We start from the raw sequence: 18,087 nt of genomic DNA on the forward strand, positions 1-18,087 counted from the left end.
TAGTAAAAGGAAAAGTATGCAAGAAAAAATTATAGAAATTAAAAATTTAACTAAACAATATAATAATGGTTATGGGATTTTTGATATTAACTTAGAAGTTAATAAAGGTGAAATCTATGGTTATTTAGGGCCAAATGGAGCAGGTAAATCTACAACAATTAGACACTTAATGGGCTATATTAAACAAAGCAAAGGTAAAGCTTTAATTTTTAATAAAGATTGTTGAAAACAATCTCATAAGATTCAACCAAGTATTGGTTATTTACCTGGAGAAATCAATTTTCCAGAACAAGAAAATGGTTTAAGCTATATTAAATTTATTTATAAATTAAGAAAACAAAATAATTGAGATTATGTTGAAAGACTAATTAAGTATTGAGAATTTAATCCAAATATTAAAATAAAAAAAATGTCTAAAGGAATGAAACAAAAACTAGGTTTAGTTTTATGTTTAATGCATCAGCCAAAAGTTTTAATTTTAGATGAACCAACAACTGGATTAGATCCTTTAATTAAAAATAAATTTATTCATTTAATTTTAAAATTAAAACAAAATAACACTACTATTTTTTTAAGTTCTCATGTTTTTGAAGAAGTTGAAAAATTATGTAACAAAGTAGCAATAATTAAAAATGGTAGAATAATTAATAAATTAGATTTAGACCAAATAAAAAACACTAATGATAGAGAATATAAAGTTACTTTTAAAGATCAAAATATTTATAGAGACGAATTTTTAATAAGTACAACTGGTTTACTAGCAACTTATAAAGTTCCTATTGATAAAGTGAATTACTTTTTTAATCAATTAAAATTATATGAAATTAATCTACTTGAAGAGGTTCCTTTTTCATTAGAAAACTACTTTTTAAAATTTTATAAAAAAGAAGGGGAAACTGAATAGTATGTTTAATTTTCAATTATGAAAGAACTCCTTTAAAAATACTTTAATAGTTTGATTGTTTTGTATTCCTTTTTTTAGTTTTATATCTATTATTTTATTAATTTCTATAAAATCAAATGATAATTCAATAAGTGTCACTGCTTATCAAACTATTTTAAGAATTCTTTTTGATCAATATGGTATTTTAATTATTTCTACTTTTTTAATTTCAGGAACTATTTCTTTAATGACAAGACCAATTGAAAAAGGTCATTTAACTTATATACTTTCATCTAATTTATCTAGAACTAATATTGTTTTAAGTAGATTGTTATATTTTTTATTTAGTATTACAATTTATGTTTTTATTGTTTTTTTAATAAATGCAGTTTTTATGAAAATTAATCATATAAATACAGAAGAAATTAATTTAAAAAACTGAGCTTTACAATGTTTTTCATTTTGAATAATGGTATGTGCAATTGGTTCAATTTGTTTTATGTTTAGTTGTATTTTTAATAAAGGAACTTGAGTATTAATTTTTAATGGAGCTATTTTTACAATCTTTGTTGGTAGTGATGTAATTAGTCAAGTTGGTAAAGTTTTAGATAAACAATTTCTAATTGATTTTAAAAATTTTACTATATTAAGTTTGATAGATTTTAATAGGCTTTCTATTAAAACTGTTTCTGAATTTTATATTAGTTATGCAATATTAATAGGAATTATATTTTTATCTTCTAGTATTGGAATTACTAGCTTTACTAAAAAAGATTTAACATTATAAAAAAAGAGAAGATTCCCCCCCCCGCTACCATAAACACGGACTAAAATTTTTCAATATTATAACAGGATTGTTTTCTGAATTGTACAGGAGACAATCCTTTTAATTTTTCCTTTATTCTTATGTTGTTATATCAATAAATATATTTATGAATTCTTTTAGTTAACTCTTCTACTGAATTATATTTTTCACCATAATAAATTTCTTGCTTTAATAAACCAAAGAAGTTTTCTATAATAGCATTATCTAAGCAATTACCTTTTCTAGACATACTTTGTGTTATGTTATTTTCTTCTAGTTTTTTAGCTCAACTAATGTGCTGATAATGAAATCCCTGATCAGAATGAATCAACAAACCATTTGTATTTTTAACCTTTTTAAGTGCTTTGTCTAGCATTAAATTTGTTAGGTTTAAGTTAGGATTAGTTTGAATTGAATATGAAATAATTTCATCATTGTAAAGATCAATAATTGGTGATAAATATAACTTTTGACCATTAACTTTAAACTCTGTTACATCAGTGCATCAAAGTTTGTTTGCTTGTAAAGAATGAAAATTTCTTTTTAAAACATTATCTGCAATTTTTCCAACAGTTCCTTTATAAGAACTATATCTTCCATTTTTTGTTCTAAATTTGATACACTGAACACCAAGCTCTTTAGTTAACCTTAAAATTTTTTTGTGATTAACAATATATCCTTTTGATTCTAAAGCTATTTTTAGCCTTCTATACCCATATGTTTCAAATGATTTGCTAAAAATATCAACAATCATTTCCTTTAATTCTTTGTCTTTATCTATTGTGTTTTCTAACTTATATTTTCATTCATAAAAAGAAGATTTAGGCAGCTCGGCTATTTTTAAGAGAATAGAAATTTTAACTTTTTTATGTGTTTTTAGTAATTCTAAAACTACTTTTGTTTTTTCCTTGTTGATTTTTCTTTTGTCAACAAGGTGTGGAACTTTTTTCAGAATTCAGCCTCCAACTTATAGTATTCCACTTTTTCTTTTAATTCTTTAATTTGTTGTTCATTATTGATTTTTACTTGTGATTTCTTTATTTTAGCTGGTTTTTTATTAGGGTTTTTCATAATTTTCTTAGGTCTTCCTATATTATTATTTAACCCTAAAAATCCATATTCTCTATATTTTTTAACTCAACCAGCTATAGTTGATGAATAAATAATATTAAACTTTTTTGCGACCTCATCATATGAGTGATTAGTTTCAAGTTTATATAATACAACTTCTAGTTTTAGCTTTGCACTATAATAAGGCTTTTTTTCCTTATTAATTAGTCCTTCTATTCCAAACGTTTCAAATCTATTAACTAAACTTTCTACAGTCCAAACTGAAACATCATATTTATTTGCTAAATAAATACTCTTTTTTATATTAAGTTTTTTAGCTTCTTTAACAATTTTTAACTTTTTTTCTAAATTTAATTTAGACATATAAAAACCCCATTTCCTGGATTTTAGTCCGGAATATGGGGTTCGGGAGAATTTGTCATCTTCTCTTTTTTTATCAATCTTGTTTTCTAGATGCTTTTTGTTTTTTAATAAGTTTATAAGATAAAAAACCAGCTCCAATTAAAACTACAACTCCAGCTAGAACTCCTCCAACTGTTTCAGCAATTTTATGAGTATTTTTGTATTCTATAACAACAGTATCACTTTTATTTGTTTTTAAAATAATTGTTGCTTTTTTACTTCCAATTTTAATATCAACATCAGTTTCTTTAAGTTTTTTATCATTTTCTAGTTTATTAACTTCATTAACTCTTTTAATAATTTCACTAGCTGTTGGTGTTTTATTAAAACTACCAAGTTTTGTATTTTTTATTAAATTAGCTAGTGTTTTAGAATTGTTTTTTTCTTCTTTTTTAGCTTCAGATTTTAAAACAATACTATTAATATCATTATTAATAATCAAACTAGAACTTAAAAACATACTAGTAGAAATTGATACTAAGATAGCTAGAAAACTTAATATTTTTTTCAAAAAATCACCTCTATTTTTAAAATAATTTTCTTAATTATTATTTTATATTCACAAACTATAGAAAATCAATTTATATTTTAAGGTTATTTTATTTTTGAATTACTTTAGTTTGCTTTAAAATTTTTGATGTTTTTGAAGTAATTAAATTATTAATTAAAAATTGAGCTGTAAATAAATAAATTCAAAATATTACCATTACTAAAGTGTTAATACCAGAAATTAAACTACTATATTCTATTACTTGTTCAGATTTAGCAAATAATGCAACAAAATTAGCTCCAGTTGTAATTGTTCAAATAAATCCAGGTAAAACTATGTTATTAACTATTAGTTTTACTGATAGTTGTTTTCCTGATCTATAGTTATCAACTAAAGTTGCTAACGCATACATTACTAAACAAGTTGTTAACACTAAATAAGCTAAAGCACCAAATCATTTAGTCATTAATGGGGCTGTAAAAGGTTGAGCAATATTTCCAACTTGAGCAATTCCAACACAACCAGCAGTTAATGTCATAAATGCTAATAATAATAATGAATAATAAGTAATTGCAGGCTTAATTAATATATGTTTATTAATTTTGTAATCTTTTTTAAAGAAAATATAAAATCCATGAAAAATGATTGCAAAAATTACTCACAACATAATAAATGAACCAATTGTAACTAAAGCAGTAATGTTTGAAGAGTTTTCAGTAATTAGTTGTAATAAAATACCACTAATTATTCCAGATAATAAGATACTTGGAAGTAAAGCAAATAGTAAGAATAATGAAAAACGGGAAATCTCTATACTAAAGATTTTTCATCCCAACTTCTTAGAATCTTTAGACATTGCTTCATAATATTTAACAAAATATCTTGAACTATAAGAAGAGTATTCAAATCCACGTTTTATGTCATAAAACATTTCATCTCCTCTTCCATTATTCATTGCACGTCTTTTTTCTTTAAGATACATTTCTTGAATTGATTCTAGTACTGAAATACAACCATTTTTAAATACTGTGACATCACCAAATTTAATTAGTGTTTTATAAATTTCATTCATTAAATTAGTTAAAAATACAGGTTTAAATGCTAGTGATGAATATGATGAGTAAGCTGTTTTAACTCCTTCAAAATCACCTTCACTAATTTTTGTTTTTAAATTTTCAACAAATTCAATAGTTTTACTATAGTTAAATAAAACATTCATATTTCTATTTTTTAAATATGATTTAATGCCAATAATTGTATTAAATAATAATTGTTTTAATAAAGGTATAAACATTGCAAAAACCCCTCCAACTAAAATAAGTTTAAAAGGACTTAGTAATGTATATAATAATGAGTCTGGAGCCATAAATCCAGTTAATTTATAACCAGACTGATTAATGGCGTTAACTCAATCTGTTCATGATGTTGATCCATTAAAAGCAGCTACTTTTTTTCCTCATTCACTACTTTCACCTAATTTTTCAATTAAAATAGTCTTTCAATTATTAACTCATGCAGAAGTTGAAGTCATTAGTGAGAAAAATGAATCTTTACCATCATTTTTTACACCTCTAATTGCATAAATAGCAACCCCGTCAAGTCAAGCTGAATAACCAAAATAAATTACTGCAACAACTAATAAAATGATTGTTAATTTAACGGTTTTTTTCATTTAAACTCCTTTTCTACAAAAATGATTATATAATTTTGTAAAATAAAAAAGGTATTTTCTACCTTTTTACTCAATTACAATATTGACAATTCGATCAACAACTGCTATATATTTTAAATTTTTATGATCTTTAATAAATCTGATAATATTTTCGTTTTCTTGTGCTAATTTTATTAAAATTTCTTTATCTGTTCCTTTTTCAACTTCAATTGTTGATCTTAATTTTCCATTAACTTGTAAAGCAATAACAACAGTATTTTTAACTATTTTAGTTTCATCAAATTCTGGTCAAGTTTGTAAAGTTACACTAGTTCTATTTCCTAATTTTTCTCATAATTCTTCAGCTAAATGTGGAGAAAATAAACTTAACATTTTTACAAAACCTTCAATATATGGTTTATAAACTGTAGATAATTCTTCTTTATAAATTGCATTTACTAAAACCATTAACTGACTAATTGCTGTATTAAATTTCAATTCTTTAATCATTTGAGTTACTTTTTTAACTACATCATTATAAACATAATCTAACTTATGATTATTAGTATTACTAAACTCAACTTTATTAATCATTCTATAACAACGATTTAATCATTTCAAACTAGCATCTAATCCGTCAAAACTTCAAGGTAAGCTAGCATCTAATGGACCCATAAACATTTCATACAATCTTAAAGCATCAGCACCATGTGTATCTATTACATCATCTGGATTAATAACATTTCCTCAAGATTTAGACATTTTTCTATTATCAGACCCTAATATCATTCCTTGGTTGAATAATCGTTGAAATGGTTCACTTGTTGGTAATAATCCTAAATCATATAAAAAATGGGTTCAAAATCTAGAATATAGCAAGTGACCAACAGCATGTTCTTGACCACCAATATACAAATCAACTGGTAATCATTTTTCTAGTCTTTTTTTAGATTCATCACCAATTAAATCAATTAAGTTATTTTTTGAATTAGCTAAAACATAAGCAATAAAGTATCAACTTGATCCTGCTGATTGAGGCATAGTATTAGTTTCTCTTTTATATTCTCTATCACCAATTTTTACATTTACTCAATTTTTAACATTAGCTAAAGGACTTTCACCAGTATTAGTTGGTTTTATATAATCAGTCTTTGGTAAAGTAATTGGTAAATTGTTATCTTCAACTAAGATAATATTGTTATCTTTATCATATAAAACTGGGAATGGTTCACCATAAAATCTTTGTCTTGAAAATAACCAATCTCTTAATTTGTAATTAGTTTTTTTCTTACCTAAATTATTTTTTTCAATATAATTATGAATTACTTGCAAACTTTGAATTCTATCAAGATCATTTAAAAAGTCTGAATTAATGTGTTTTCCTTCACCAACAAAAGCTTTAGATTGATCTTTTGTACTAATTACAAATCTAATTGGTAAGTTAAACTTAGTAGCAAAATCCCAATCTCTTTTATCATGAGCAGGAACAGCCATAATAGCTCCTGAACCATAATCATTTAAAACATAGTCACTAATTCAAATTTGAATTTGTTCTTTAGTTAATGGATTAATAGCATAACTACCAATAAATACACCTGTTTTAGTTTTTGATTCATCTTTTCTTTCAATTTCAGATTTATTTGCAGTTAGTTCAATATATTTTTTAACTTCATTTAATTTATTTGGTGTTGTTAGTTTTAAAACAAGTTCATTTTCTGGAGCTAAAACAATATAAGTTGCTCCAAAAACAGTATCAGCTCTAGTAGTAAAAACTGGAATGTTTATATCATTTGATTTAAAGTTTATTTCACATCCTTCAGATTTACCAATTCAATTTCTTTGCAATTCTTTTACAGAATTTGGTCAATCTAAATTATCTAGACCTTTTAAAAGTTTGTCTGCATAATCAGTAATTTTTAAAACTCACTGACGCATTTTTCTCTTAACTACAGGATGTTCTCCTCTTTCACTAACCATTAAACCGTCTTTTTCAATAATTTCATCATTTGCTAAAACAGTCCCTAGTTCTTGACATCAATTAACATCAATATTTCTATTTTCAGCTAAACCCTTTTTATAAAGTTCTTTAAATATTCATTGTGTAACTTTATAGTAATTTGGATCAGCTGTGTTAATTTCTTTATCATAATCATAACTAAAACCCATTTTAACAAGTTGAGCTTTAAAATTTTCAATATTTTTTAAAGTAAAGTCTCTTGGGTCATTTCCTGTTTTTAAAGCATATTGTTCAGCTGGCAAACCAAATGCATCTCAACCAATTGGGTGTAAAACATCATAACCTTGCATTCTTTTAAATCTACTATAAACATCAGTTGCTGTATATCCTTTAATGTGACCAACATGTAATCCAGCTCCACTTGGATAAGGAAACATATCTAAGACATAAGCTTTTTTGTGATTACTATCAGTAGTTTTATAAACATTATTTTCTTTTCAATATTTTTGTCATTTTTTTTCAATGGCTTTGTGTGAAAAATCCATATGTTAACTCCTTTACTATAATTAATTAAAATTGTTATTAAAATGTTTAAGTAAGAAAATGAATAACTATTTATTAATTATATAAAAAAGTAAAAAAAAAAAAACACCAATTGGTGTCAAAATTAATATTCATATGGTCGGAATAATTGGACTTGAACCAACGACCTCTCCGTTATCAGCGGAGTGCTCTAACCAGCTGAGCTATATTCCGGATAACAAGATAATATTATATTTTTTTTGTTATAAATTCAAGATGTTATTTAAATTTTTAAATATTATTTTGTATTGTTTCTTTTTTAATAGTTTCAACTATAAATGTCGATTGCTTTAAATCTCTTCTAACAATTATAGCATATTTTTGATCGTTTATAGTAATTGAAACACTTTGAGAAATAATTAAACCTGAATTTTCTTTTTTAGTTTCACTAAATTCAAATTTATTAAATCTTTGATCACTAAAATGTTTTTCTAGACTAGTTGTAAAGTTTGGTTTCTTATTTAAGTTTATAATAACATTGTTTAAAAGTCCAGCAAATCATTTCAAGCTATCTTGATTTTTTGCTTTATCACTTGGAATTAGCTTATTAAATAAAAGATCTATTAATGAATTTGAATTTTCTTTCATCCCTTCATCAGTTAAACCTATAACTTCTTTAAATTTATTGGGATTTTCTAAAATAATAGAAAATAAATTTTTTTTGCCTTCTTTTCCATTATTTCATTTATATTTGTACTCAAAAATACCTTTTACAAAATTCTTTAAAGAAATTATACTAAACCCATAAGCTTTGTCAAGATCTTTTAGTTTTAAATCAGATGAATCTGAGTTAGAAATTTCATTTAAAATTTCAGTTATAGATTTATCTAGATAATAACTACCAAAATTAGGATAAGTATCTACTCTAATAAAATCTGATAATTTTATACTAAATAAATTTTGAAGATTTAAGTGAATATTATTTGGAAATATATTTCTTAAACTAATGGCAACTTTTTTAAAATAGGGGAATATAAAATTTAAGGCTGCTGGAATTTTAATATTAAATTTTTCTAAAACTAGTTTTGTTACAGAATCATTTGTTAGTGCTGCAATAGTATCAAATGTTTGTTCAACATTTTTATCATATATATACTCAAAGAAATTTTCACCAAGAATTGGAATTAAACTTTTAATACCTGATTTGACTAAAGAAAAAGTAGGTTCATTTTTAATAAAATTATCTATTTTTGTTGAAATATCATCAAATTTAACAAATTTTTCTAATAATGTCTTAATAAAATTGATTGTTTCATTATTATCTTTAAGTAAACTTTTTAATAGTTCATCTAGCTTTAAATTTTTTAATATTATAGAAATATTTTCTATAACTTTAACAAAGTTATCATCAATAATTGGTTTATTTGATACAAAAGAATCAATGATTAAATTTAATAATGAAATAAAAACATCTGCAAGTCCTTTTTTTAAAAATAATTCGCTTTCAAAGAAATTTTTAAGATCTATTTTTTCTATATATGTTTTAGCAATACTAAAAATTGGACTATCAAATTTCAGATTTTTAAGCTTAATATTTGAAAGTGATTCAAATAATATAGCAACTAAAAATGTTTGAAATCCATTTAATTTAATTTCTTTTATAGTATTATTTTGACTTCCATTAAACTCAAAAAATAAACTATTATAATTTTGACCAACATTTGTTCCACTATTTTCGCTTCCAGAACTAGTAGTACTATTTTCATTTTTATATTTGTTTTCTATATATTTTCCAGAAAATAAAATAGCAGCAAATTGTCTTAATCTGTACGCATTTCCTTTTTTGTTTACACTACCTAGATAATAATTTAGTGTATCTATTAAATATTTTAAATTTAAAGTTGTTTTAGAATTAGAACCAGATGATCCGTTATTATTAAGACTAGATATTTTTTTACTAGAAGTAGAACTTGCAGATGAACTAGAACCATTAATATTATTTATTCCATATAGTTCTTTAATAAAATCAGTATTTTTTTTGCTTTTATTAAATATATTATCACTTGATATATTAAATTTTTCTTTTCTAGTTTCATCAAACAAACTAAAAAGATATTGGAATAATTCTAATCCTCTAATTAAACTTGCAGCTACTTTAATATGTCTTTTAATATTATCTGGAATAATTGGTTGATTATTATTAGTATTATTAGAAATTATATTTACTGATGGAATTACACTTGTTTTATTATCAAATTTTCTTATTTTTCTTATAAATGTTTTTGATGTTTCTCATAACTTAACATTCAAACCATTATTAGGTTTAACTTCTGCAGACACTAAATTATAATCTTTATCTAAAATACCATTAATACCATCTAAAATATTTAAAAGAGCTAAGTTATTTAACTCAGATAATTCAAAATCTTTATATAAAGTTAAAGCATCAAATGTTTCAATTTCTTTATTTAACTCTTCTAAAAATTTAGGATTAGAAAAAATAGCATTTAAAATAGTTGTTATAATGTCTTTACTTATTTTTAAATTGTTAATAATATCAGCAAACTTATTGTTAATATCAAAATTTTTACCTAAATCAAGTATACCAACAATACCAGCACTACTTAAATTTTCTAAAATAAGAGAAATAGCACCACTAATTTGTTCACTAGTTAATCCAAATAAAGTTTTTGGTAATACAGAAGTTAAAAAATCAGTGTCAGTTCCTTTAATGCCATCTAAATTAATATTTTCATTTTTTTTAATAATTAAAGATTTGCCAAAATAATTTTCAAGAGCATCTTCAAAATCAGTTGATAAAGTAATTTTGTCTTTAACTTCAGCGTTTATATTATAGTTTTTTGCTTGTTGAAAAAAGTTTTTATTATTAAAATAAGATTTTAAAAACTCAAAATTATAGCCATAATAATCAGCTATAGCAACTTGTTTTAAAAGTGTTGCTGAAACTGTTTTAATATTATTTAATGAATTATTTGTAATTGTAACCTTATTATTATTGTTATTATTTGTATTTATAGATGGAGTTATAGTTTTTTTACAAGCTAAAACTGTAGAAAATACACCAGTACTTACTAAAGTTAACGAACTAAAAATAGCAAGTATTTTTCTCATAAAAACTCCTTATTTAATATTGACAATTATAAAAATTATAACATATTAGAAATATCTTACTTGTGATAGTATATTCTTGGCAAAATAACTATAAGTTCTATGACATATTAATTTTATCTTAAAAAAATAAAAAGCAACATTTTTATGTTGCTTAAAAGAGATTAACGTTTTGAGTATTGAGGTGCTCTACGTGCTCCACGTAAACCATATTTTTTACGTTCTTTAATACGAGCATCACGAGTTAATAACCCTTGATCTCTTAATAATTTTCTATAATCTTCACTAGCTTGTAATAAAGCTCTAGCAATACCTAATCTAGTTGCACCTGCTTGACCTGTAAACCCACCACCAATTACTTTAACAATAATATCAAAATCTTTTAAAGTATTAGTTGCTACTAATGGTTGTTCTAAATCTTGAACTAAAGTAGCATATGGGAAAAATTCTAATGCTGGTTTTCCATTTACTGTAATCAAACCTGAACCAGGAGTTAAAATAACTTGAGCAATTGAAGATTTTCTTCTACCAGTTCCTCTGTAAATAACTTTATCTTTAAACATTATTTAACATCTCCTTTTTTAGTTGAAATTTCTAAAACTTCAGGTTTTTGTGCAGCATATGGATGTTCAGATCCTTTAAATACATGTAAAGCTCTATATTGATTTGAACCTTGAACATTTTTTGGAAGCATTAATCTAATAGCTCTTTCTAAAATCTTAGTAGGATCTAGTTCTCTTTGAACTGAAACACTTCTTTTTTTCAATCCACCAGGATGCATTGAATGATGGTAGTAAAATTTATTAGATTCTTTTTTACCAGAAAAAATTGCTTTTTCAGCATTAATTACAATAACGTGATCTCCATTATTAATATGTGGAGTAAAATCAACTTTATGTTTTCCTCTTAAAATAAGAGCAACTTGAGTTGCTAATCTACCCACAGTTTTATTTTCTGCATCAACAATGTATCATTTTTTATTAATGTCTTTTGCAGAAATCATAGTAGTTTGTTTCATTTTTGCTAACTTCCTTTAATTGACTTGTCCGGGGTCTTTAAAGTGTGATAAGCATTAATTTATTATATATAAACTTATAGTGTTTATCAACATAACAACCTAAAATACAAGCAATTAATTATTTTAAATATCATTATCTTTTAAAGTTAAAGTTGCATCAGTTTTATAAATTGAATTAAATCCAACAATTAAAGTAATTAAATAAATTCCACTAACTGCAAAAATTACAACAAAAGGTAGTCAAATTGGAAAAATAATCGGAAGAACTATAAATGAATATAATGATTTAATAGTTGAATCAAAAATAAACCAACCACTAACAAATCCAATTACTAACATATTAGCAATAACTATAAAATACATTCCTAAAATGTTTTCTGTAATATATTTATTTGAATAACCTAAAACTTTTAAAGTAGCAATAAACCTAACATTGTCTGAAATAATTAAAGAAGTAGTTAATAAAATAATTATAAATACAATCATTAATATTGTAATAATTGCTAAAACTAACGTTAACATTACTAAACTAGAAATTTGATCTAGAATTTGTTTTGTAATTTGAATTGGAGTAATAGTTTTAATAACTCCTTGTCCAATTCCATCATAAACAATTTTATTTTCTAAATGTTGTCCATTTAAACTAATAGGATTATAATCAGCAATTTTTGAATAAGTTGAAACTATTGTATCTAAATTACCAATATCATTACTTTTTGAATATTTATAATTAAAAATCGGAAATTGATTATCAAAGATTTGTAAAACTTTTTTAGCTACATTATGATTAGGGTTTTTAGAATCATTAATAAATTGTTCAACAAATTGATCATAACTATAATCAGTTAAAGACTTATTATTTAAATCTAAAGTATTTTTTAAAACTTGTTTTGCTTGAGTTGTTGAAAAAGTCTTATTTCACTGAGGAGCAAAAATATCTCTTCATCAAATTTGTTTATTTTGTTTATAATTTAAAATATTTTGAGCATCATCTTCTTTAATTCAAGCCATGCTTTCATTATAACCATTATGAATACCAACTATTTTAAATTCTTTAGTTTGACTTTTATTTGCAATTTTAAGTTTATTTTCTAAATAACTTTGATAATAACTAGTAATATCTGAAAAATTATTTAAAGACAAATAATTATCATTAGTTTTAACTTTTAAATTATCTGTAGTAATTTGAGATCTTTGAACAAAACTATTAAATTTATTATCTTGTTTCATAGATCAATCACTAGTTTTAAAAACAGTAGTTTTATTATTTTCTACATATTGTAGTTCATTTTGTAAAACATTTAGTGAAATTTTATCATTAGTATTTAAGTTCAATCTTTTTGCTATAGTTTGATTAATGATAATACTATTTTTATCTGAATCAAATAATTTTTTAATTAAATCATTTTTATTTTCATCATATAAATCAATATAATCATGATTGTTTAAAATTCCATAAATTTTAAATGAATGTTTATTATCTAATGTTTTTACATTTAATAAAGTTCCTAGTTGCTCATAATTTTTATTAAAAGGAGCTAAGTTAAATCCTAAAGTGTAATCTTTATTACTATTGTATGAAATCTTTAAGTTTTGTTTTACAAAATAAGGAGCACGTGAATAAGCTGCTTGAATTAAAGCTTGATCATCTCTTTTATAAAACATTATACTAAATCATAAAAATAGTTTTGCAACCAAATCTTTTAAATCATCTAATTTATATTTTTTATTAATAAAATCAGAAGCTGAAATATCTAAAAATTGATCTGATATAGAATTAGATTTATTTCACTTATTATCTAAAATATGATAAAGCCCCAATCTAGATTTACTATCTGTTAGTTTAAACTCTTTTAATATGTTAGCTTTAAAACTATCATTTGATAAACTAGATTTGCTTATTGATAATAAATCAGAATTCAAAATATCTTCATAAGCTTTAGTTTTTAAAGTAATTTGCTCATTTTTAATTTGATTAAACTTATTAATTTTTAAATTTTCATTGTCTTTTAAATCAAAACTATTAACATAGTTTTTATTAATAGCTAAACCAATACTATTAGTATAAGTTGCATAAAATTGTTGTAAATATTTAAATTGATTTAATAATGTTTCAAATTCACTTGATTTTGTTTGTTTTAAATTACTAATTAAATTAATATAATCAGGTCAGTTTTTTAATAAAATAAAGTTTATTGAACTAGGAGAAGCTGATAAACTAGCAATATATTTAAAATATTGTTTTGTTAAAGCAATGTCTTGAGCTTGTAATAATTTCATATTTGCTAAAGCCAAGTTAATTGAATCAACTTCTTGTTTATATTTTAAATCAATATCTAAACTATAATAAGCATTATTAAAAGTTTGATCTAAATAATCTTTAATAATAGTTTCTAAATCATAACTTTGATTTTTACTAGGTAAAGAAGTGGCTAAATAAGAATCGTTGTTTTTAATAATATCATAAGAATTTTTAGATTTGATATCTGGATTAAATACTCTTATAAAAGAAAAAGGATTATTATAAGTTGGTTGGCTATATTCAACAACTTGATTATACTTAACTCCATTATAAGAATAAATCTTGTTATTTTTTAATAAATTTGGTGAAACAAAAGAAATAGTAAATAAAATTGTAGCAATTAAAACAACAAACCCAACTCCAGTTAGTTTAGAACCAGAATCAACTAATAAAGCAGCTCTTAAACGATGATTAAACTTTCTTTTATTAGATAAACTTTTAACTAAACTACCTAGTTTTGTAATTTTTTTAGCACTTCTATTTTCTAATAAATTAATTGCTCCTTTTTTCATAATTAAATAAGCAATTAAAAATGAAATTGCTGAAATAATTAATCACATAAAAATTAAATTATTTAAAAATCCAATTCAATCAAAGCTAAAAACCCCATAATCTAAACTAAAGTAATTAGCAAATTTATTAATAATAATAATTGAAATTAAACAAGATAAAATATATCCTAAAATTCCACCTACAATGCTTGTAAAAAATGGCATCATCACATAATTAAATACCATTTGACGCTTTTTATACCCAATTGCTCTCATTGTTCCTATTTGACCACGAGAATTTAAAATTTGTTTTTTAGTGATTAAAAAAGTAGTATATAAAACAACACTAATAACAGCTAGTAAAACAGCAGCAGAATAAATATTATAAGCACTAATAGTTTTTTTAATAACACTAGTTCTTGAATTAAATCTATAATTTGAATCTTCTAATTTATAAATTCATTTGCTTTGTGTTCTTTTATTAATTAATTCATTAAAATATTGATTCATTCAATCAATAATCTGATCATTTAATTTATGTTCTGTTTTTAATGAATAAAATGATTCTCATTCATTATTTGAACTCACAACTAACTTAGAACTAGTCGAATCATACCTATAAAAACCATCATCTTGTTTAATTAAGCCAAATCTTGATGGATCAACATAAATAATTCCTTCATTTAAACGATTAGGAATTGGTGAATAAGCATTAATTGTTGGAAAAATAAAATCAGCAGAATTTGCAAATCCAACTACTTGGTATCAATCAAAACTACTTGCATATTTAATCTGATAAACACCATTAACATCAGTTAATCCTTGTTTTGTAATTTTATTAATATCATTAAATTGTTCTTGACTAGTTTGTTTATTATTTAATGAATTTACTAATAATTGATCGCCTAAAACATCTTTTTGAAATCTAATAATATCATTAATTTTTATATTATGTTTTTTAGCATAAATTGGATCAATTACAACTTCTTTGTTTGAATTAATATTTCTACCTTTAACAATTACTATTTGATCAACTTTATTATTAGTTAAATATTGTTTTGAAATAGCTTTTAATGTTTGTAAATTATTTAAAGATTTAACTTGTTTAAATTCACGTGATTCAGTTCTTGATCAATCAAATTTAAAATTGTATCTAGAATATAGTTTTTCATTTAAACGATTAATATATTGTTGTTGAGCTTGAATTTGATTATTAGAAGTAATTAAACTAGTTGGTAAATTTTCATATGGATCTAATTTTAAAACTAAATTATGTTGATTAGAATTAGTAATCAAATTATCATATCTATTTAAAACTCTTGAGTTAATTGCTGATATTAAAGACATAATTAAACTCATAATCATTACTAATAAAACTAAACCAAGTAATTGCGATTTATATTTAAAAGAGTTTTTTAAAGAGTTTTTTAAAATAAGACCCAGTCATTTATCTCTTTTTTGATATTTAGTTTTCATAATTATTCCTTTTTAATCTGATTTTTTAATATGATAATTTAAACAGTCGTTCTTTTTTATTATATCAATATAGTAAAAAAACACCATTTTTGTTACAAGTAACAAATTAGGTGATTTATAAAAACATTTATTTAAATTTAATTTGTTGCAAAACTAAACCCTTTGCTTCAATAATAAAAGGTGTTTTTTTACCAATGCCTTGCAACATTTCAATCAAAGTATTAACATTAATTTTATAATTTAAATAAGCATTTAAACAATTTGCAATAATAATTCTTATTTGATATCTAATAAAACCTGTTGCTTTAAATTGAATCACAACTTTATTATTAATTCTTAATACTTTAATATCATCAATAATTCTTTTTGTTTGATAATTATCTCACTCATTTTCTTTTAAACCAGAAAATAATTTAAATTCATGTTCACCAACAAAAAGGTTAAAGATTTCTTGCAATTTTAAAATATCTATTTTTGAGTGTTTTCAAAAATATTCATATCGATTAGTAAAAATATCAAATTTATAATCATTAATATAATAATTATAAATTTTATACTCAACTTCTCTTATATTAAAATCAGAATTTACAAATTTAGCATTTAAAATTCTAATATCTTTAGGTAAAGCTTTATTTATAGCTTTAATAAACTTTTCTAAAATTGGAGTAAAATAAATTATTAATAAAACTTTTTGATCTAAAGCATGAACATTAGCATCAGTTTTGCTAGCTCCAATTGTTTTAAACTCACTAGTTTTAATTACTTTTTTAATAGCTTTATTTAAAACAGTTTGAATACTTATAGAATTAATTTGATTAATTCATCCATGATAATTACTTCCATCATAGCACAAAGTTAATAAAATACCTATTTTCATTTTAATATGTTACTAGTGAATCAATGTGATTAATATGTCAGTTAGTAAATACTCCACTTGGATTCAAACCATAAACCATCATAAAAACAGCAAAACTAATACCTAATACAAATAAAATAAAATCAATTAGTCTTGGTTTAAATTGAACAAATCTAGTTCTTGAAGCGTTTGGATCATAACCTCTAGCATCCATTGCATAAGCTAAATCTTCAGCTTTTTGAAATGATGAAACTAATAAAGGAATAATTAATGAGGTTAAACTCTTAACTTTATCTTTAAATTTTCCATTTTTAATATCAATTCCTCTACTTGCTTGAGCTTTCATAATTCTTCCTGCTTCATCAATTAAAGTTGGAATCATACGTAAAGCAATTGAAATAATCATTGACAAAATATAAACTGGAGCTTTAATTAATCTTAGTGGTGATAGCAAATCTTCAATAGCTAATGTTAATTGTAATGAAGGAGTTGTACCTGTTAAAATACAAGTTAATGTAATCATTAAATAAATTCTCATTCCCATTACTAAAGCACTATATAAAGCTTTTTCACTAAATCAAAAAACTTTTCAATTAAAAAAATATCCAATAGGTTGCAAGTTTTTAATATTTTCTAACTTATCGTTTTGTAAAATATTAACAGCATTAACATCTAATTGTCCAATTAATGAATTACTAGTTTTTGTTCAAAAAATCTTATTAGTATTACTTGTAGTTCATTTTGAAATTTCTTCAATTGTTTGATTTGAAGGGTGAATGAAAAAAAAGTTCATAATTACAATAATTACAAAAATAAAACTAACAGGAACAAATAATCTAATTAACATTTTAAAACTTAATTGACTTAATGCAAAAACACTAATAATAACTACACTAATAATCAAATATCCAGTAAGACCAATAGGAAAAAAAACAGAAACAATTAAAACTATAATCATAAATAGTTTCATTCTAGGATCCATTTTATGAATGACTGAGTTTTTAGGAATATATCTACCAAAAGTAATTCTCATA

General features: G+C 23.1%; 12 protein-coding genes and 1 tRNA gene. 2 read left to right on the plus strand and 11 right to left on the minus strand.

Translation table 4 applies throughout. The annotated features are described in order from the left end of the window. The first annotated feature begins 16 nt into the window (after positions 1-16). Both MSB_RS03280 and MSB_RS04940 read left to right on the plus strand, forming a co-directional pair. Positions 17-904, plus strand: coding sequence for an ABC transporter ATP-binding protein (locus MSB_RS03280; protein WP_013447938.1), 888 nt, complete (start codon positions 17-19; stop codon positions 902-904). Position 905: 1 nt separating this feature from the next. Further along, on the plus strand, positions 906-1,670 hold the full coding sequence (locus MSB_RS04940; RefSeq protein ID WP_013447939.1) for an ABC transporter permease: 765 nt from the start codon (positions 906-908) through the stop codon (positions 1,668-1,670). A 40-nt stretch (positions 1,671-1,710) separates the two neighbouring features. Here MSB_RS04940 and MSB_RS04805 read toward each other — a convergent pair. The 11 genes from MSB_RS04805 to MSB_RS03345 all read right to left on the minus strand — a co-directional run bounded on the left by MSB_RS04805 (position 1,711) and on the right by MSB_RS03345 (position 18,086). Beyond that, positions 1,711-3,122, minus strand: a protein-coding gene (locus MSB_RS04805) for an IS3 family transposase (protein ID WP_129619794.1) whose coding sequence is annotated in 2 segments (ribosomal slippage) — positions 1,711-2,630 and positions 2,630-3,122 — 1,413 coding nt in all. Because the reading frame shifts where the segments join, the coding sequence is not laid out codon by codon here. Positions 3,123-3,192: 70 nt separating this feature from the next. Continuing rightward, a complete protein-coding gene (locus MSB_RS03300; protein WP_013447942.1) occupies positions 3,193-3,672 on the minus strand; it encodes a hypothetical protein in 480 nt (159 codons plus the stop codon). Between the two features lie 88 nt (positions 3,673-3,760). Beyond that, positions 3,761-5,323, minus strand: a complete 1,563-nt coding sequence (locus MSB_RS03305; RefSeq protein ID WP_013447943.1) for a hypothetical protein — start codon at positions 5,321-5,323, stop codon at positions 3,761-3,763. 66 nt (positions 5,324-5,389) lie between these two features. Further along, complete coding sequence (leuS, locus tag MSB_RS03310; RefSeq protein ID WP_013447944.1) at positions 5,390-7,804, minus strand: leucine--tRNA ligase; 2,415 nt, start codon at positions 7,802-7,804, stop codon at positions 5,390-5,392. Positions 7,805-7,938: 134 nt separating this feature from the next. After that, positions 7,939-8,015: transfer RNA gene (locus MSB_RS03315), tRNA-Ile, on the minus strand. Positions 8,016-8,072: 57 nt separating this feature from the next. After that, on the minus strand, positions 8,073-10,913 hold the full coding sequence (locus MSB_RS03320) for an MOLPALP family lipoprotein (protein ID WP_013447945.1): 2,841 nt from the start codon (positions 10,911-10,913) through the stop codon (positions 8,073-8,075). A gap of 161 nt (positions 10,914-11,074) precedes the next feature. Then, complete coding sequence (gene rpsI, locus MSB_RS03325; RefSeq protein ID WP_011166882.1) at positions 11,075-11,473, minus strand: 30S ribosomal protein S9; 399 nt, start codon at positions 11,471-11,473, stop codon at positions 11,075-11,077. Next, on the minus strand, positions 11,473-11,928 hold the full coding sequence (rplM, locus tag MSB_RS03330) for a 50S ribosomal protein L13 (RefSeq protein ID WP_013447946.1): 456 nt from the start codon (positions 11,926-11,928) through the stop codon (positions 11,473-11,475). The genes rpsI and rplM overlap by 1 nt, the downstream gene beginning before the upstream one ends. Positions 11,929-12,051: 123 nt before the next feature. Next, a complete protein-coding gene (locus tag MSB_RS03335; RefSeq protein WP_013447947.1) occupies positions 12,052-16,197 on the minus strand; it encodes an ABC transporter permease in 4,146 nt (1,381 codons plus the stop codon). Between the two features lie 127 nt (positions 16,198-16,324). Beyond that, the gene (locus MSB_RS03340; protein WP_013447948.1) at positions 16,325-17,074 is read right to left on the minus strand and encodes a tRNA pseudouridine synthase A; all 750 of its coding nucleotides are present in this window, start codon (positions 17,072-17,074) and stop codon (positions 16,325-16,327) included. 1 nt (position 17,075) lies between these two features. Further along, positions 17,076-18,086, minus strand: a complete 1,011-nt coding sequence (locus MSB_RS03345) for an energy-coupling factor transporter transmembrane component T family protein (protein WP_013447949.1) — start codon at positions 18,084-18,086, stop codon at positions 17,076-17,078. Position 18,087 lies beyond the last annotated feature (1 nt).

Source organism: Mycoplasma leachii PG50, assembly GCF_000183365.1.
Classification (GTDB): domain Bacteria; phylum Bacillota_I; class Bacilli_A; order Mycoplasmatales; family Mycoplasmataceae; genus Mycoplasma; species Mycoplasma leachii.